The following is a 14,952-nucleotide window of genomic DNA, read 5'->3' as shown; positions in this document are numbered from 1 at the left end:
GCAGCGAGGGGGCGGAGCTCACCCCAAGTGTTGTCGCCCTGAGCGCAGCGAGGGGGCAAGGCATCGCGGCGGTTCCATGTTCCGCCCCCTCACTTCGTTCAGGGCGACAACCTTGATTCGGCTCTCCGCCCCCTCACTTCGTTCAGGGCGACAACCTGGATTCGGCCCTCCGCCCCCTCACTTCGTTCAGGGCGACAACCTTGATTCGGCCCTCCGCCCCCTCACTTCGTTCAGGGCGACTTCACTTGCACCCCGGCATCCTGAACGCCGAAATCCTCGACGAGGAAGCCGTAGTCCCAGCCCGCACATAGGCACCGACGTGCCAGATGGTGCAGTCATCATCCGGGTCGACGGCAGTCTGGGTGTAATCCTCCCATCGGGAGGCCGTCTGTGATCCTCCGCCCTCGATCACGATCGCCTCGGCCAGAGTGAGCCGACCCTTCGGATCGCCCGGTTGCCGGCCGGCGAAGCGGATCCCGACGTGGTGGGGCAGGCCACCAAAGGAATAGCCGATGCCGATGTTGCCGAACTTGTCCATCGCGGCACTCGGCAGCCAGCGATAGAGCGAGTCTTTCGCCATGCCTGGCGCATAGGTCCCTTGCTGATGCAGACGCAGCGCTCGATCTCGATCGATTCGCAATTCATACCAGCGTACTCCGCCGCCATTGAGCGACGTGTTGATCGAATGCGCTGCGAGCAGGTGCTCGACATTCCCGATGCGACGATACGTCACCCGCGCCATCAGTTTGTCACCCTGCGGGTCGAGTCGAGTCTTGTTCTCCGGTTGCGGCACACACTGCGTCAGCTGCCCATCGCAGAGAAAGTGATATGGTGCCACAGGGATCATCACCGGACCAGTCAGCCTGGTGTTGGCCGGCTCTTTCCAGTCGACGTGAAATTGCCACGAATAGAGCACCGAGTCTTCGAGGGCGCCGCGCAACTGGCTGCCGCCCGCGGCCAGCACGGGATTCGGCGCACCGGGGGGCGGCAATTGCGTGCCGTCGAGATCGGCCATGTTGAGGAACGGGATGCCGTTGACGATGATGCACTGTTCGGTCGCATCCTCGCCCTTGAGCATTTTCGCACGGTCGGCCACGCATGCGTGCTTCTGGATGAAGTCGTCGCTGGTGCTGGTGGGGATGTAGTAACCGTCAGGCCAGATGGCGGGCCGAGGATAGTCCGGGAAATACGGCCGGATGAATTCGTAGCGATAGTAGCTGCCGAGCGGGTCGGCGGACGTGCTCACGGCGTAGCAGATGCCGTAGGTGCCGACAGTAGTGTCCGGCGCAGGTGGAACACCATCGGGAGGGAGGGCGGGGCGACGAGTCGGAGTGGCTGCGCGAGCGCGAGCCGCAGAATCCGTCGTGCTGGCGGAGGGTCGACGAACTGGCGCATTCGCAGCCTGGGCTGCGGAGTCGGGGGCGTCGAGCGTGAGCGCGCCGCCCGGCTGGCTGGCTTGCCCGCGGCGGCTCACCGTGGGGACGCCGATCTCGGGATACGGTTGTTGACCCGCGATGTGCGGATATCGGCTGAAGAGGGGGACAACCACGAGCCAGCGATTGGCGAGCTGGTCATAGCGGACCACGGCATCGCCGCTGCCGCGCGTGTCGCACTGTCCGCCGAATCCTTTCCAGATCTGGCGCACGTTCACGGGCCCGTAGAGCACGCGTCCGGTGCTGTCAAACATTGGGCGCCCGCTCTTCGCGTCGGGCCGTCCGCGCTTGGTCCAGATGTGGAGGCCGCCGCCGTTCACGATCGCGACGATGTGATTGGGGCCGACGGCCAGCGAGTAGTCGAGTCCGCCGCGGCCATTTCCCTGCGGGCCGGTGAAGCCAAGACCTGCGCCCTCGATGTTGGCGACGAGTCGAGCCGCGGGCTTCGTCCCCATCAAAGTTTGCTCGACCGCGCGTGCTCCTGCCGGCGAGACGATCCGGATTGTGTCGCGCTGTTCCTGCGCCGACTCAACAGCTTGGTCCGCGGGCGGCGCGACAGCATCGGGCGGAAGCTCTCGTTCGGCTTCTCGTGCCAGATCGACCTCGCCAGCGCGGTCGACCGACATCGTGCCCAGCGCCGGGGAGGTGTCGTGCAGCGACGAGTGTCGTGTCGTCGCCGTGCCGATTTCCGCACGTGGCTGGACCGCGGCGGCTCTCCTTGCCCACCAGATCCCGCCCGCCGCGAGGAATACCACGAGTGCGGTCGCCATCGCGTCGCGAGTGTGCGTCGTCATCAGAAATCTCGGCGAGAGGCGGGTGGGGGGACGTCGAAATACTACCACGGTTGTCGCCCTGAGCGCAGCGAGGGGACGGAGCTGTCACCCTGAACGAAGTGAGGGGGCGGAGCTCACCTTTAGTGCTGTCGCCCTGAGCGTAGCGAGGGGGCAAGGCTCACCTTAGGTGCTGTCACCCTGAGCGTGGCGAGGGGGCAAGGCTCACCTTTGGTGCTGTCGCCCTGAGCGCAGCGAGGGGGCAAGGCTCACCTTAGGTGCTGTCACCCTGAGCGAAGTGAGGGGGCAAGGCATTGCTGTGGTGCCAAGCTCCGCCCCCTCACTTCGTTCAGGGCGACTCGCAAAATGGAGCCCCTCTCCGCAGTCTCCAGGCTCCGCAGTCTTGATGACCGCGCATACCCTCCCGCATGCCCAAAACCGGATACGTCTACATCCTCGCGAGCGATTCACGCGAGCTCTACATCGGAGTCACGGCCAACCCCTGCAGGCGGTGGCAGCAGCATCGGAGCGGTGAGGGATCGGTTCATGTTCGTGAACACGGAATCCATCGACTGGTGCTCGTCGAAGCAGCGACGACGATCATGGACGCGATCCGAAGGGAGAAGGAATTGAAGCGGTGGAAGCGCATCCGAAAGCTTGAACTGATTGAGGCGAGTAACCCGGAGTGGCGGGACCTGAGCGTCGAGTGGGGGTGGGATCAGTTGTCACCCTGAGCGTTGTCACCCTGAACGAAGTGAGGGGGCAAGGCATCGTTGCGGTTCCATGTTCCGCCCCCTCGCTACGCTCAGGGCGACAGCCTTTGATCGGCATTCCGCCCCCTCACTGCGTTCATGGCGACAGCCTTTGATCGGCACTCCGCCCCCTCGCTGCGCTCAGGGCGACACTCTTTATCTTCGACGCCATGCACATCGTCCTGGTCCACCCCGAAATCCACTGGAACACCGGCAACGCCGGCCGCACCGCGCTGGCGGTCGGCGCCACGCTGCACCTGATCGAGCCGCTGGGCTTCAGTCTCGATGCGCGTGAGGTCAAGCGCGCAGGACTCGACTACTGGGAGCACGTCGATGTGCGGGTGTGGCCCGACTGGGAGGCGTTCGCGGAGACGCTCCCCACGCTCGGTGAGGCCTGGTTCTTCTCGAGCGAAGCCGAACGCACATTCTGGGACGCGCCGCTCGGTGACGCCGAAAAAGTGGTGCTCGTCTTCGGGTGCGAGACCGTGGGGCTGCCGCTGGAGATGCGCGAACGGTATCGCGACCGATTGGTCGCGATACCGATGAAGTCGACGCTGGTGCGGTCGCTCAACCTGTCGACCAGCGTGGCCATTGCTGCCTACGAAGTACTGCGGCAGGCGCGCGGCTCTTCTTCAGGGTTGTCACCCTGAACGAAGTGAGGGGGCGGAGCTTGGTACTGAAGCGATGCTCCGCCCCCTCGCTGCGCTCAGGGCGACAACTTTTGATCGGAGCTCCGCCCCCTCGCTGCGCTCAGGGCGACAACCCCCAGGGCGACTACGCCAGCACCTCACGCTCCAACCTCGCGTAGCTCGCCTCCATCCCGCCCACCATGCCGGTGCCGAGGATCATGTCGCGCAGTTCCTTGGTCGGATAGGTGATCACCAGCGTCAGGAGCGTGCCGGCACCGACTCCAACGAGGGTCAGCACGTTGTGGGTGCTCGGCCCTGCGGTGTCCATCATTCGTTCGGTGGTCACGGCGCGATGAGGAGCAGCCACTTCGAGCAGCTCACCTTCGAAGCCGAAGCGACGGGTACCGTCAGCCGACTCCCACTCGTTCCGCCAGCTCTCGCCCACCGCAGTCGCCACCTGGCAGACCGGCATCGTCCAGCCATCGGGGCCGAGGAGCCAGCGCTTGAGGAGGGCGGGCTCGTGATGCGCCCGCCAGACATCCGGCACCGTGCCGCGGATCACACGACTCACCCGCACCTGTGTGTCGTTGAGGAGTTGTGCTGCAGCCGGGAGATTGGTGGCGTATGACCTGAGGTCGGCGACCACCGCATCGATCTGGCTGGTGGCCGACTTGATCCCTTCCATCATTCCCATCCCGATGATCTTCTCCATCGCGTCGACATCGTCGAAGTGCGTGACGAGGGTGTAGCGGGAGCCCTTTGACGTGGGCTCGAAGTTGAAGACCATCCGCATCACCGGCATCTCGTTGTTGCGCGACCCGTCGGCGTTGCTGAAGCCGTCTTCCACCTCGAACATCTTGAGCGGTTCCACCTTGAGGAAGTGGAACCAGGCGCGCGACTGTGTTCCATCGGGCCCGGTCATGTAGTAATGGGAATAACCGCCAACCGACATATCGTGGCGGGTGAAAGTCGCCGGCCACTCGACCGGCCCCCAGAACTTCTCGAGCTGGCGCGGGTCGGCGAACGCCTCCCAGAGCCGTTCGACCGACACGAAGTATTCGCCGATGACGGTCATCGTCAGCATGGAGGGATCGGAGGTGATCGACGTGATCGGCATGACTATTTCCTCTTCGTCGTGGGCTCGGCCAGGACGGCATCGAGCTGGCTGAATCGAGAGTGCCAGAGCCCCTCGAGTTGGGTGAGCGCGGCGCGCGCGCGGGCGAGTTGTGCGGGGTTGCCAGTCACGATCCGCTCCCGGCCGAGGGACTTCTTGGTGACCAGGCCGGCCTCCTCGAGGACGGCCACGTGCTTCTGCACCGCCGCGAACGACATGTCGTAGCGCGCCGCGAGGGTCGAGACCGACGCCGGGGCGTCGGCGAGCCGCGCGACGATATCGCGCCGCGTGGAGTCGGCGAGGGCGCGGAAGAGGAGGTCGATTTCCGCATTGGCGAGACGGTAACGTGCAACCATATGGTTGTACGTTAGCGTCGGGTGGGGAAGTGCGCAAGGCCCGGGGCTTCGCTGAGCAGCTGCTCGGGTCCGCACGGGGCGCACGCGGTGGGGTCTTGCAGGGTCAACAAACGCGTAATATAATGGTTACGCATATGAAGGACGCCCGTACTGCCGCCATTTTTCGCGCGTTGTCCGACCCCACGCGCCTCGCCATCATTGCCCGACTTCGTTCAGGCGAAGTGGCGGCTGGCGACATCGCCGCGCCCTTCCAGGTGAGCCGTCCAGCGATCTCGCGGCACATTCGCGTCCTGCGGCGTGCGCGACTCGTGCGCGAGCGCCGCGACGGGCGCAATCGCTTCTATTCGCTCGCGCCCGCTCCCCTGCAACTTGTTGATCGCTGGATCGCCACCTATCGGATCTACTGGCAGTCGCGGCTCCATGAACTCAAGACATTCGTCGAATCCGACCCAAACTTCTGAACGAGAGCTGTGCCATGACCAACCCCGCCGAGCTTGTTGAGGAGCTTGAGATCGCCGCGCCGCCGGCGCGCGTTTTCGAGGCCCTCGTGCAGCCCGAACAACTCCGGCGCTGGTGGGGCAGCGACGCGATGTATCGCACCACCTGGGTTGTCGACCTCCGGGTTGGCGGCGAGTTCATCTGCCTGGCAACCGCCCCGGGCGCCCCGGAGATGACGGTCCGCGGACGCTTTCTTGCGGTCGATCCCCCTCGGCATCTCGCCTATACCTGGAACGCGAGTTGGGACGACTCTGGCGAGACACGAGTGGATTACAGCCTGCTGCCGACACCGCGAGGCACGCTCGTGCGCGTGACCCAGACCGGCTTTGGTTCGGATGCAGATCGGGCGGGATACCGCGAGGGTTGGACGCGCATTCTCGTTTGGCTCAACGATTGGATCACCCTCACACCAGCGGAGTCCTGACCAGATGTCGTTCCTCATCATCGCCGCACTGCTGGCCAGCCCAGCCTCGACCTCGCCGGACCCGGTCGTACGGTACGAGTTCACCGTCGCCGCGCCCCGTGACTCTGTGTGGGCCGCGTGGACAACCGAACGCGGTCTCCGCTCGTTTTTCGGGCCTGGATCCCGTATCGAGCTCCGCACCTTCGGCGAGTTTCAGATACAGTTCGATCCGAACGCGAAGCCCGGTTCCCGTGGTGCCGAGGGGAACGTGGTACTGGCATTTGAGCCCTTGCGCATGTTGACCACCACGTGGGACGCGCCACCCAAATTCCCGATGGCGCGCGCGCAACGAACGTTTCTGCAGATCACGCTCGCCGCTGAGTCACCGCGGGCAACACGGGTCACGATCCAGCAGTCCGGGTTCGGCGCAGGTGAGGAGTGGCAACAGGTGTACCGCTATTTCCTCGGCGCGTGGACCTGGGTTGGTGCCGCGCTCCAGTACCGCTTCGACGTGGGGCCGATCGACTGGTCACATCCGCCTGACTTGCTGCCCCGCATGAAGTCAATCGGGGGCGATATCGCGGTCGAATGGGCGAGGACCCAGGGGTAATCCCGTAAGCCGGCAATGTCTGATATCGTACCTGACGTTGCCATCTTCAGCGAGGACATTGGACGATGCGCACTGACCGGTGGGTCGATCCGATCGCCCTCGCGACGAACAAGGCCGCAAACTGTTTTAGAGTAAATCGCGATTCGCCGATCGATGACCGACCGCCGCTCAAAGCGCCTCGGCGAGCGCGACGATGACGCCTGCAGGCCCTCGCACGTAGCAGAGCCGGTACTGATCCCCATATTGAACCACTTCGCCGAGGAGCGTTGCGCCGTGCGCGCGCAGTCGAGCGACGGTTTCGTCGACGTTCTCCACGTTGAACATGACACTCCTGAGTCCCAGGGCGTTGGGCGGCGCGATCGCCGGGTCGAGCGTGACCAGCTCCGGGCTGTGGAATTTCGTGAGTTCCAGCTGGCCATGGCCATCGGGCGTCCGCATCATCACGATGTTGACGCGAATCCCTTGCAATCCGTTGATGCGATCCACCCATTCTCCCTCGATGGGTGCCTCGCCGACGGAGGTCATGCCGAGGGCCGTGAAAAAGGCCACGGCCTGGGCGAGGTCGTCGACGACGACGCTGATGTGGTCCAGCTTCTTGATTGTCATGCATGTTCCTCTCGACTGCGACAGCCGTTGATCGCCCTATTTCCGGTGCCTGGCATTGAATGCCCGCGCGACCTTCTGCTCCGACACGTTGAAATCCTTCAGTGCCTTCTCCGCCTCTTTCACCTTGCGGGTCGCCGCTGCCAGCTCGGCCCGGGCCTTGTTCAGCCCCGTCTCCAGCGCCTTGCGTGCCGCGGCCTCCAGTTTGGGTGCGGCCTTCTCGAGCTTCTGCAGGCGGACAGTGAGGGACCGGCTCTTCTTCACTTCCACCGCATGTTCAAGCTTGCTCAGCGCCCGGCTCATGGCATCCTTGGTATCGGCCAGGAGATGCTGCCCCTTCTCCTTGATGCTCTTGGCGCTGATGGTGTGACTTCCGGTTCGCCTGGCCGGCGATTTCTTCACCCGAGCCTTAGCCGGTGTCTTCTTTCTGGTCGTCGCCATGTTAAGCCCCGTGCCGCTGGTGTGGTGTGAAACAACAGTGACTGCTCCCTGAGACGACGTGCCGGACATCGAGCTTTGCACGGATGGTGGTGCTTGAATCTCCAGCGAGGCGGTGGTGGGTACTGGCGAATCGTGGCGTAGCCGCGACCCCGGCTGCGCAACAGATCCGCTGCGGTCGGCGGTAGTATCGCAACGAAAGAGGGGTGAAACGCCAAACGCCGCCCGAGACCGAAGGGCGGCGTCTTCCTCTCGAGGGTCGAGGCCACGACTCGTGCGATCAACGGGCGCGCGTCGCCTCGATCAGCATCACGTCGCGCATCCACGTTTTCCCGCCGTCCGGAGACCCGTCCGCGCGCCAAAGGAAATGGTTCGGGGTGATCTGGTAGTACCGGATCCGGACCCGCGTGTGGCGGTCGGGGTTGTCCTGCACCAGGAAGCGATCGTGACCGTCGCTCCAGCTGATGCCAGGTTGCCAGATCCCTCGCGCGGCGAAGATTCCCTGGATACTCCAGACACTGTCCCTGGGATTGAACACGCGGTAGGTCATCGTGATGCCCCGGCCGCCGGTAGGGATCGGCCGGGCAAACTCATCCTCCAGCACCAGGCCGTCATGCGCCTTGACGGCCGTCCAGGTTCCCGTGAAGACCGGACTGTAACTGCCATCGTTCGGATCCCGAGCCTGGTAGCGGAAAGTCCAGCTGCCGACGAGAAAATCGTAGTCCGTCGGTGTACCCTTGCCGGTCCGGGTTGCGTCAAACGCGGCACCAAGCGTATCGGGCCGGGTAACCACAGCGGCCTGCGCCGACGCTGCGTGAATCGGGAGTCCGCAGGACGCGGCGATGATGAGCAGGCGAAACCGTCGCATTGATCTTCCTCGTAGGATGGAGTTCGCCTGAACAACGTTCGACCAGCGTGAGGAGACAATGACTCAATCGGTGAACGGTGAGGTTTTCTCGGTCGGCGGCTTGCGGCGGCGATACGAAGGGTTCGGACTCGGGTTGACGCCCCTGATTCCGGGCTGGATCGCCGCGTTCGCGGCAAGCCGAGGGGCGCTGGGCGAGCGGGCGATGATCATCGGAGGGCTCGCCACCGGATTGACCATCGTGCTCGGCGTTCCAGTCTGGGAGATTGCGCTGCGCACCCGGTGGTCACGGGATGTTCAGGTCGGTTTTCTCGTGCGCCACGCGGGCGGCGCGGCGGTGTTCGTGGTCGCATGGATCTGGCTCCAGTACGCGCTCAATCCATTTCGAGTGCGCGGCGTGGCCGATGCGCTGATGACCTCGCAAGCACTGCCATGGCAGGCGATCACCGGTTTCTCGGTCTACCTTGCGTTCGTGGCGGTGGCGAGCATCATCTGCCTGCGGAACGAGAGAGGCGAGGGTGTGCCCCTGCAACAGGGTCCGGTGCAGCACCCTCCGCTGGCGCACATACCCGTACGCATCGGGATGCGGACGGAGGTCATTCCCGTCAGCGCCATCCAGCGGCTGGAAGGCTGCGATGACTACGTCGCAGTCTTCGCCGATGGTCGACGGGTGCTCGCGTCCGAGCGTCTCTCCCGACTGGCCAATCAACTCGACGGATCCCGTTTCGTGCGGGTGCATAGATCGCACATCGTCAATCTGGACTACGTCCGGGCGATTGAGAGCCTGCCTGGGAGTCGGGTGCGCATTGTGATGCGAAGTGGTGACTCGGTGACCGCCAGTCGCGCGGGGACAGCTGCGATTCGTGCGATGTTCCGGCAACGGTGACGGAAGGGTGAATGCGTAGGCCATTGGCTTCCGATCTACACCCGGCAAACGAAACGCTCCGCGAGGTCTTCGCGGAGCGTTCGTTGATACTGACTTTTAACATCGGGGCGCCCGGATTTGAACCGGGGACCTCCTGCTCCCGAAGCAGGCGCGCTAACCGGGCTGCGCTACGCCCCGTCTATTCCATTGTGCGCCGACGGTTGGCGCTTACTCATGGGCCCAGAGGGAGTCGAACCCCCAACCTTCTGATCCGTAGTCAGATGCTCTATCCAATTGAGCTATGGACCCAGACTACAAGAGAAGGGAGAAGAGAGATGGGAGAAGGGGTCGCAGCCCCGATTTCCGATCTAGCCGTCTGAAATCTCCCTTCTCCCTTCTCCCTTCTCGCACTTGATGGGCGTTACAAGACTCGAACTTGTGACCTCCACGATGTCAACGTGGCGCTCTAACCAACTGAGCTAAACGCCCGGTCACGAACAACGGGCAGGCGACCCAAGGGCCTCCTGCCCGTCGCATCAAGCATGGCGGGGGTGGGATTTGAACCCACGACCTCCGGGTTATGAGCCCGGCGAGCTACCAGACTGCTCCACCCCGCGTCGTTCCGTGTGAGGATCCTTTCGGAGTCCTCGAATTCCTTGGTACCCAGAGCGGGAAACGGGACTCGAACCCGCGACCCCAACCTTGGCAAGGTTGTGCTCTACCAACTGAGCTATTCCCGCAGCACCTGAGCGGACGCCGAACCTACCCGCGCCAGCCCTCCTTCGCAACTACTCCAGACCCGGCCAAAACCGCTCCGGGAGTGGAGGCGAGGGGGATCGAACCCCTGACCTCGTGAATGCCATTCACGCGCTCTCCCAACTGAGCTACGCCCCCATTACCTTGCCGCGCTTCAACTTCGGGCGCGCGCCGAGGTAGCACGACAACCTATCCGGCGCGCCAAATAGTGTCAAGGAAATCGCTTGTCCGACGCCTTTACTCCAGCGCCCCGCGTCCCCCGGACGACCTCCTTCGCCGACGAGGCCTCCCTCGCCGAGATTCTGGCGGATGAGAGCACCGCGAAGCGGAAGCCCCGCAAACGGGAAACCGCCCGCTCCCTCGGCGTGCGCGACGCCGATCACGACAATCTCGACCAGTACCTCTTTGAGGTCTCCCGCACCCCGCTGCTGACCTCCGACCAGGAAGTCGCCATCGCCCGCCGCGTTCGCCGGGGCGACGAAGAGGCGATGCAGGAGCTGGTCAAGCGCAATCTCCGCTTCGTCATCTCGGTCGCAAAGAAGTACCAGAATCGCGGCATGGCCCTCACCGACCTGATCGGCGAAGGGAACCTCGGCCTGATGACGGCGGCGAAGAAGTTCGACCCCGACCAGGGCGTGAAGTTCATCTCCTACGCCGTGTGGTGGATTCGCCAGTCGATCCTCGCCGCGCTCGCGCGCCAGGGCCGCACCGTGCGGGTGCCGCTCAATCGCACCGCCGACCTGTCGCGGATCATTCGCACTGCCGAGTCACTGCGACAGGATTTGCGTCGCGAACCGACTCCCGAAGAGCTTGCCGTCGCCACCGGGCTCGCGCTCGATGTGGTGCAGTCGCTCGCGTCGCTCAACGTGGCGGAAGTGCGCCTCGACGCGCCGCTCGACCTGGATGGTGATCGCTCCCTCATCGATCGCTTCGTCGGCCAGGACTACGTCGATCCGGAAACGGAAGTGATGGAGCGCTTCCTCACTGAAGAGATCGATCTCGCCCTGCGCACGCTGCCGCCGCGCGACTCGAAGGTGCTGCGTCTCTACTTCGGCCTCGATGGCGGCCGCGAGCATACCCTTGAAGAGATCGGCTCGATGCTCGGCGTGACCCGCGAGCGCGTGCGCCAGTTGCGCGATCGCGCGCTGAAGCGGCTCAAGGAAGGGGATGTCGGGCGGGCGCTCGCGAGCTACGCCGCGTAGGGTATTTCCGGCGGTGCCGCCCTTGGGCGGCACCGGTCTCCGAGACGCACCAGATCCCGCACCAAGCATCCAGCCGCACCGGCCGTTCCGCCGTGGGCTCCCTCTCCGCGGCTGCACTGGCCCGACGGCGATCGCGCTAGCGACGGTAGAGCTGGTGCGCGGGACTGCATGAGGCCGCTGCGAGGGAGCCCACGACGCAACGCCCGCGTAGCCCCTCCTCCCCTCTCCCTTCCCCCTTCCCCCTTCCCCCTTCCCCTGCTGTAGATCCAATCTCAACGTCACGTCGTAACTCCGCTGCAGCACCAACTTCCCACACGCACCGGAGCTCAATTCAGATGTTTACTCGCTTCATGGCACTGGCCGCGCTGACCCTGGCCGTTGTTCCCGCCGCCCAGGCCCAGAACCCGATGGTCGGCGGCGCCGCGATGTACCGCACCAAGGACATCATCGACAACGCGGTGAACTCGAAGGACCACACCACGCTGGTCGCTGCGGTGAAGGCCGCCGGACTGGTGGAGACTCTCAAGGGGAAGGGGCCGTTCACGGTCTTCGCCCCCACGAATGAGGCGTTCGCGGCCCTCCCGGCCGGCACGGTCGAATCACTGCTCAAGCCCGAGAACAAGGCGACCCTCACCAAGATCCTGACCTACCACGTCGTCGCCGGGAAGTGGGACGCGAAGTCGGTGATGGCCGCGATCAAGGCCGGCGGCGGCAAGGCCGAAGTGAAGACGGTACAGGGCGAGTCGCTCTGGCTCTCCACCGGGATGATGGGCAAGATGCAGATGGTGATGGTGACAGACGCCAAGGGAAACGTGGCGCACGTGACGATTGCCGACGTGATGCAGAGCAATGGCGTGATTCATGTGGTGGATAAGGTGTTGATGCCGTAACAGAAGGGATGACGGATGACGGATGATGGATGACGGATAGTGTGTCATCCTGAGCGAAGCGAGGGAGCGGAGCTCCACCCCCTCGCTTCGCTCAGGGCGACACCCTCCCTCCTCCCTCCTCCCTCCTCGTCGTACATTTGGGTGTGCCGTCCCTCGACAATCTCCTCTCGTCCGTAGGCTCCTCCACCCGCCGCGCGGCGCGTGCCCTGCGCGACACCGCCACCTGGCGCCCACTCCTCCTCGGCCAGATGCAGCGGCTCGGAGTCGAGTCGGTGCCGATCGGGCTCTTCATCGCCCTCTTCACCGGCATCGTCCTCGCCCTGCTGGCGTCGTACATCTTCACCGGCTCGGTGCCGCGCTACTTCGTCGGCGCCCTCGTCGGCAAGACGATCATGATGGAGCTTGGGCCCGTCCTCACCGGGATGGCGCTCGCCGGCAGGGTCGGTGCCAACATCGCGGCCGAGATCGGCACGATGAAGGTGACCGAACAGGTCGATGCCCTCGAGACGCTCGCGTACAATCCCGATTCCTATCTGGTGGTGCCGCGGGTCATCGCGGCGACGGTGATGTTCCCGGTGGTGACCGCCTTCGCCGTGATCGTCGGGATCGGTGCGGGTTGGATCACGGCCACGGCACTGCTCGACCTTTCCAATTTCGAGTTCGCCAAGGGACTGAAGTTCTTCTACCACTTCAAGGACCTCTGGTTCGGCCTGCTCAAGAGCGCGTCGTTCGGCTTCGCCGTCGCCCTGCTGGGCGCCCATCGCGGCCTCTCCACCACCGGCGGCGCCGAGGGCGTTGGTCGCGAGACGACGCGCGCCGTGGTCCTGGGTTGTGAAGCGATCCTGGTGCTCGATGCCTTCTGGGCGCTGGTGCTGCTGTGATCCGTTTTCTCGATGTGCACAAGCAGTTCGGTAGTCGCGTCGTGCTCAACGGATTCTCGCTCGACGTGCCCGACGGCAAGACCACCGTGCTCATCGGTGCGTCGGGCTCCGGCAAGAGCGTGACCCTCAAGCACGTCGTGGGATTGCTGCGACCCGACAGCGGCTCGGTGGAAGTCGACGGCCGCGCAGTCGAGACGCTCGAGACCGAGGCGCTCACGGCGCTGCGCCGCGAGATCGGCTTTGTCTTCCAGTCGGCTGCGCTCTTCGATTCCCTCACCATCGAAGAGAACATCCGCCTCGGTCTGCTGCGGCAGCAACTCGACCCCGACGAGATCAATGCCCGGGTCACCCGGTCGCTCGGCATTGTTGGCCTTCCCGATGTGCTCGAGCGGCACCCGGCCGAACTTTCGGGCGGGATGCGCAAGCGCGTGGGGATCGCCCGCGCGATCGCCTTGCAGCCGCGTTACATTCTCTGGGACGAACCGACGACCGGCCTCGACCCAGTGACCTCCGCCACGATGGATCTCCTGATGCGCCGAACCCGAGATGAACTCGGCGTCACCTCCCTGATCGTGACCCACGATATGCGCTCGGCATTCACCGTCGGCGATCGCCTGGCGATGCTGCACGAAGGACGCGTGCGGGCCCAGGGGAGTGTGGCGGAGATGCAGGCGTCGACCGATCCGCTGGTCCAGCAATTCATCAACGGGCGACCGGAATGACGCGGTCACGCGACTTCACGGTGGGTGCCTCGGTGGTCGGCGCGATTGTCGTCGTGATCGCCGCAGCGCTCTGGCTCGGTGGCATCGGGCCGCGCGGACCGAAGTCACTCTACACGGCGCGCTTCCGCACCGTGGGCGGCGTGAAGGCCGGCGACCCGGTGGTGCTGCGCGGTGTGAAGGTCGGGCGGGTTGAAGCGGTGCGGCTCGCCGAGGGCGACTGGGTCGAGACCGACCTGCGGATGGTCGCGCCGGACGAGATCCCCGATCAGCCGGTCGCGATTGCGGTCTCGGCCTCACTCTTTGGCGAGTGGCAGATCGCGGTCACTGATTCCGGACGCGCACCGAATGATCCCGATGTGCGTCAGGCACTTGCCGAGGCACGAATCGGCGCGAAGGGGCGCTGGCCGGGGGCGACGCTTCCCGACATCGGCCAGCTCACCGCGCAGGCCAGCCGGATAGCCAGCGACATCGCAGTGGTGACGAACCGGGTCTCGGGCGCTGTCGACTCGCAATCGATTGCCGACATTCGCGGTTCGGTGCGCGACCTGCGGCGGATGGCCGATCAACTGGTGAACTTCACTCAGCGCCAGACCAGTGCGATGGACAAGGTGGTTGGCAATGCCGCCAACAGCTCCGATGATATCGCGAAGGCGAGCCAGCACTTGCAGGCGACGCTGTCGCGCGTCGATTCGTCGACGGCGTCCGGCGAACTCAACGCAATGGTGCACGATGCCCGCGATGCCACGGCACAGCTCAAGGCCTCCAGCGGCGACCTGCGGCAACTCACCGTGGCTGCTCGGGATCAGCGCGAACGCCTGGTTCATATCATCACCAGTACCGACAGTGTGTTGACGCGCTTGCAGTCGGGGCAGGGGACGCTGGGGTTGCTCTCGACCGACTCGACGCTCTATCGTGAAGCCACGAAGACGGTGGTGCAGCTGCGGACACTGCTCGCCGATATCCAGGTTAACCCGCGCAGGTATTTCCGCTTCTCTGTCTTCTAGTTGTCGCCCTGAGCGTAGCGAGGGGGCGGAGCGCCGATGTGAGGTTGTCGCCCTGAGCAAAGCGAGGGGGCAAGGCATCGCCGCGGTACCATGCTCCGCCCCCTCGCTGCGCTCAGGGCGACAGCGACACTTTGTCCCCTCACTTCGTTCAGGGTGACAAA

General features: G+C 64.7%; 17 protein-coding genes and 6 tRNA genes. 11 read left to right on the top strand and 12 right to left on the bottom strand.

The window, feature by feature from the left end:
• Window positions 1-241: 241 nt before the first annotated feature.
• Window positions 242-2,227 (bottom strand): hypothetical protein, encoded by a 1,986-nt coding sequence (locus tag V4558_02120; GenBank protein MES2304266.1) that lies wholly within the window; start codon window positions 2,225-2,227, stop codon window positions 242-244.
• 404 nt (window positions 2,228-2,631) lie between these two features.
• On the opposite strand from V4558_02120, the gene V4558_02115 reads away from it, so the two are divergent.
• Complete coding sequence (locus V4558_02115; GenBank protein MES2304265.1) at window positions 2,632-2,937, top strand: GIY-YIG nuclease family protein; 306 nt, start codon at window positions 2,632-2,634, stop codon at window positions 2,935-2,937.
• Window positions 2,938-3,125: 188 nt separating this feature from the next.
• On the top strand, window positions 3,126-3,605 hold the full coding sequence (locus tag V4558_02110) for a tRNA (cytidine(34)-2'-O)-methyltransferase (protein MES2304264.1): 480 nt from the start codon (window positions 3,126-3,128) through the stop codon (window positions 3,603-3,605).
• 124 nt (window positions 3,606-3,729) lie between these two features.
• Here V4558_02110 and V4558_02105 read toward each other — a convergent pair whose 3' ends face one another.
• Together V4558_02105 and V4558_02100 are read right to left on the bottom strand one after the other, a co-directional pair.
• Window positions 3,730-4,701: an SRPBCC family protein gene (locus V4558_02105; GenBank protein ID MES2304263.1), complete on the bottom strand. Its 972-nt coding sequence runs from the start codon at window positions 4,699-4,701 to the stop codon at window positions 3,730-3,732.
• A 2-nt stretch (window positions 4,702-4,703) separates the two neighbouring features.
• Window positions 4,704-5,054, bottom strand: a complete 351-nt coding sequence (locus tag V4558_02100; protein ID MES2304262.1) for a metalloregulator ArsR/SmtB family transcription factor — start codon at window positions 5,052-5,054, stop codon at window positions 4,704-4,706.
• 134 nt (window positions 5,055-5,188) lie between these two features.
• Between V4558_02100 and V4558_02095 the strand changes: the two genes are divergently transcribed.
• Genes V4558_02095 through V4558_02085 form a run of 3 tightly spaced genes read left to right on the top strand, consistent with a single transcriptional unit; the run spans window position 5,189 to window position 6,565 of the window.
• Window positions 5,189-5,515 carry a metalloregulator ArsR/SmtB family transcription factor gene (locus V4558_02095; protein ID MES2304261.1) on the top strand — a complete coding sequence of 109 codons (327 nt, stop codon included), beginning with the start codon at window positions 5,189-5,191 and terminating at the stop codon, window positions 5,513-5,515.
• Window positions 5,516-5,529: 14 nt separating this feature from the next.
• Complete coding sequence (locus V4558_02090; protein MES2304260.1) at window positions 5,530-5,976, top strand: SRPBCC domain-containing protein; 447 nt, start codon at window positions 5,530-5,532, stop codon at window positions 5,974-5,976.
• A gap of 4 nt (window positions 5,977-5,980) precedes the next feature.
• Window positions 5,981-6,565 carry an SRPBCC domain-containing protein gene (locus tag V4558_02085; protein ID MES2304259.1) on the top strand — a complete coding sequence of 195 codons (585 nt, stop codon included), beginning with the start codon at window positions 5,981-5,983 and terminating at the stop codon, window positions 6,563-6,565.
• Between the two features lie 168 nt (window positions 6,566-6,733).
• On the opposite strand, the gene V4558_02080 is transcribed toward V4558_02085, so the two are convergent.
• The 3 genes from V4558_02080 to V4558_02070 form a co-directional block, all read right to left on the bottom strand.
• Window positions 6,734-7,171, bottom strand: coding sequence for a VOC family protein (locus tag V4558_02080; protein ID MES2304258.1), 438 nt, complete (start codon window positions 7,169-7,171; stop codon window positions 6,734-6,736).
• Between the two features lie 36 nt (window positions 7,172-7,207).
• Window positions 7,208-7,678, bottom strand: coding sequence for a hypothetical protein (locus V4558_02075; GenBank protein ID MES2304257.1), 471 nt, complete (start codon window positions 7,676-7,678; stop codon window positions 7,208-7,210).
• 208 nt (window positions 7,679-7,886) lie between these two features.
• Window positions 7,887-8,474, bottom strand: coding sequence for a hypothetical protein (locus V4558_02070; GenBank protein ID MES2304256.1), 588 nt, complete (start codon window positions 8,472-8,474; stop codon window positions 7,887-7,889).
• A 58-nt stretch (window positions 8,475-8,532) separates the two neighbouring features.
• On the opposite strand from V4558_02070, the gene V4558_02065 reads away from it, so the two are divergent.
• Complete coding sequence (locus V4558_02065) at window positions 8,533-9,357, top strand: LytTR family DNA-binding domain-containing protein (GenBank protein ID MES2304255.1); 825 nt, start codon at window positions 8,533-8,535, stop codon at window positions 9,355-9,357.
• Between the two features lie 102 nt (window positions 9,358-9,459).
• On the opposite strand, the gene V4558_02060 is transcribed toward V4558_02065, so the two are convergent.
• The 6 genes from V4558_02060 to V4558_02035 all read right to left on the bottom strand — a co-directional run bounded on the left by V4558_02060 (window position 9,460) and on the right by V4558_02035 (window position 10,230).
• Window positions 9,460-9,534, bottom strand: a tRNA-Pro gene (locus tag V4558_02060).
• Between the two features lie 37 nt (window positions 9,535-9,571).
• A tRNA-Arg gene (locus V4558_02055) sits at window positions 9,572-9,645 on the bottom strand.
• Between the two features lie 106 nt (window positions 9,646-9,751).
• A tRNA-Val gene (locus V4558_02050) sits at window positions 9,752-9,825 on the bottom strand.
• Between the two features lie 54 nt (window positions 9,826-9,879).
• Window positions 9,880-9,953 (bottom strand) — tRNA-Met (locus V4558_02045).
• A gap of 50 nt (window positions 9,954-10,003) precedes the next feature.
• Window positions 10,004-10,076 (bottom strand) — tRNA-Gly (locus V4558_02040).
• Window positions 10,077-10,157: 81 nt separating this feature from the next.
• A tRNA-Ala gene (locus V4558_02035) sits at window positions 10,158-10,230 on the bottom strand.
• Between the two features lie 86 nt (window positions 10,231-10,316).
• Here V4558_02035 and V4558_02030 point away from each other — a divergent pair.
• The 5 genes from V4558_02030 (at window position 10,317) to V4558_02010 (ending at window position 14,791) form a co-directional block, all read left to right on the top strand.
• Window positions 10,317-11,294 (top strand): RNA polymerase sigma factor RpoD/SigA, encoded by a 978-nt coding sequence (locus V4558_02030; protein ID MES2304254.1) that lies wholly within the window; start codon window positions 10,317-10,319, stop codon window positions 11,292-11,294.
• 335 nt (window positions 11,295-11,629) lie between these two features.
• Entirely contained in the window at window positions 11,630-12,184 is a 555-nt protein-coding gene (locus tag V4558_02025) for a fasciclin domain-containing protein (protein MES2304253.1), read from the top strand.
• 143 nt (window positions 12,185-12,327) lie between these two features.
• Window positions 12,328-13,065 (top strand): ABC transporter permease, encoded by a 738-nt coding sequence (locus V4558_02020; protein MES2304252.1) that lies wholly within the window; start codon window positions 12,328-12,330, stop codon window positions 13,063-13,065.
• Window positions 13,062-13,787: an ATP-binding cassette domain-containing protein gene (locus V4558_02015; protein ID MES2304251.1), complete on the top strand. Its 726-nt coding sequence runs from the start codon at window positions 13,062-13,064 to the stop codon at window positions 13,785-13,787. Before V4558_02020 ends, V4558_02015 begins: the two co-directional genes overlap by 4 nt.
• On the top strand, window positions 13,784-14,791 hold the full coding sequence (locus tag V4558_02010) for an MlaD family protein (protein ID MES2304250.1): 1,008 nt from the start codon (window positions 13,784-13,786) through the stop codon (window positions 14,789-14,791). The genes V4558_02015 and V4558_02010 overlap by 4 nt, the downstream gene beginning before the upstream one ends.
• Window positions 14,792-14,952 lie beyond the last annotated feature (161 nt).

It is taken from the genome of Gemmatimonadota bacterium (assembly GCA_040388535.1).
Classification (GTDB): Bacteria; Gemmatimonadota; Gemmatimonadetes; order Gemmatimonadales; family GWC2-71-9; genus Palsa-1233.
Note: the sequence above shows the minus strand (reverse complement) of the source record. Positions and strands in the feature narration are given on the sequence as shown.